Raw genomic sequence first — 1807 nt, 5'->3', positions numbered from 1 at the left:
GGCCAAGCAGGTGGTGGACACGTTAATGCAAATCGTGGGAGACAAGTCACGCGAGATTCGCAACGGAACGATCACCAAACATCTTGAAACGCTTGACAAACGAACGGCTCAATTGGCCGCCGAGCGAACCGCGACGCAAGCCACTTATGACCAACTTTGCTTGGCGCACAACAGTCATGATTTGCATGCCGAGATCGATGCCAACTTGGTCGCCAAACGCGAAGCCAAAGCGATCTTGGCGCGACAGCGAATCTTGATCGAACTTCGCAAGCAAAGCATTGCACAAATGGAACAGCAAGCCGCCGACGCTCGAGCGGGCAAGTTCGCCGAAGAAAAACGCACGATCATGCAGGGCGAGGTCATCCGTTTGGCCGAACAAGAACGGCGAATGATGTTGACGGACCAATTGCATGAACACCGTCGCCGCGAAACGGCCAAGATCAAATTAGATTCGAAGCTAAAAGAACTGGCCAATCTGAAATCCCTTTACGACCGCAACTTGGTGACTCAATCCGAGTACCAAGCGTTGCAAAGCGAGATCGACGTGTTGCGTCTCGAATCGGGCGACGATGAAACAACCACAGCCATCAGCGGCTCGATCACTAAGATTTTTGACGACATCGACTCAGGCGGCTACGTCGACGAAGCAGTGAAGAGCAAAATCCTGGTGCAACTCGATGAACGACTTCGTGAAGAGCAGGAGCGACTGAAATTGCTCGAAGCGGAATACACGAGCTACCAAGAGCTGATTGCAAAACTCGAGGAGGACTACAAATCGTTGGTTGAATTGTCGCCCAAACTGCGAGATTTCAAAGTCGCACTCGAAAGCATTACGCATCAGCAAGACCGCGTCAAAGAAGAACGTCAAGCGATGGAACGGTTGCTCCAAACCGATGGTTACGTGCTGAAGACCACCTCGCCAGCGTCTCCGGCGTTGATCCCCGTTTCCAGTAACAAAACCAAGATGATGGTGGCTGGATTTGGTGCGGGTTCGATGTTCCTGTTGTTGCCTGCACTATTGATCGAATTTTTTCGCGCCAGCCCGAATCAGCATGAACGACTTGCGACAAAGCATGGCTTGCCGATCCTGAGCCGGCATGATCGCGGTTCATCCAAGCGACATACTGGCGGCACCACGTCTCGGATTCTGGCGTCGCGGATCCAGCGTTTGAATCTGCCAATCGGTTCATCGGTGGCGTTGGTGGCCACGGGACGCAAAGCATGCCCCACGGGAATCTTGTTTGGCGCGGCTTCGCATTTGGCACGCGACGGAGGGCGAGTCCTGATCATTGAAGTGGTTGCGGCAGGAAAAATCACGCCGTTCCCCAGTGAATATGCAGTCGAGTCCATACAAGATCAAGAAATGCAGATCAGTAAAACAGACAAAGTGGACCGGCTATTGATCCAAGATCCCGCTTTGTTATGTGATGCCATGAGTCACAACACCTGGGATGAATTGGCTGCCAGTATTCGCTCGTACCAGTACATCATGATCGGCGGGCTCAGTGCGAGCGATCCGACCACGGCGACGCTGGTGGCCAGCGGAGCCGATGCCGTGATCGTCTGTTCCCTTGAACGTGACGGTGCCTCCCCCGCAGCCACCAACTTGATCAACGACCTGATCGATTTTGATGCAAGGTTACTTGGAGCCGTGATCGCATCTTGACCACTTTCGCTCACCAACCGATTTCGAATTGATACCGCAACATGTTGACCCCATGACGTTTCCTCACGCACTGATCGATACGATTCTTTGGACGATGGCAATTTCGATCGCCGTCCCCTTGATCGTTTTCGGCAGTGAGTG

General features: G+C 53.2%; 1 protein-coding gene. It reads left to right on the top strand.

Annotated elements, in window-relative coordinates; all coding sequences use genetic code 11:
• A partial coding sequence (locus ABX962_RS35585; RefSeq protein ID WP_372726385.1) for a hypothetical protein occupies positions 1-1666 on the top strand: 1666 nt, incomplete at its 5' end.
• Positions 1667-1807: the final 141 nt, after the last annotated feature.

It is taken from the genome of Novipirellula sp. (genome assembly GCF_041583735.1).
Taxonomy (GTDB): domain Bacteria; phylum Planctomycetota; class Planctomycetia; order Pirellulales; family Pirellulaceae; genus Novipirellula.
Note: the sequence above shows the minus strand (reverse complement) of the source record. Positions and strands in the feature narration are given on the sequence as shown.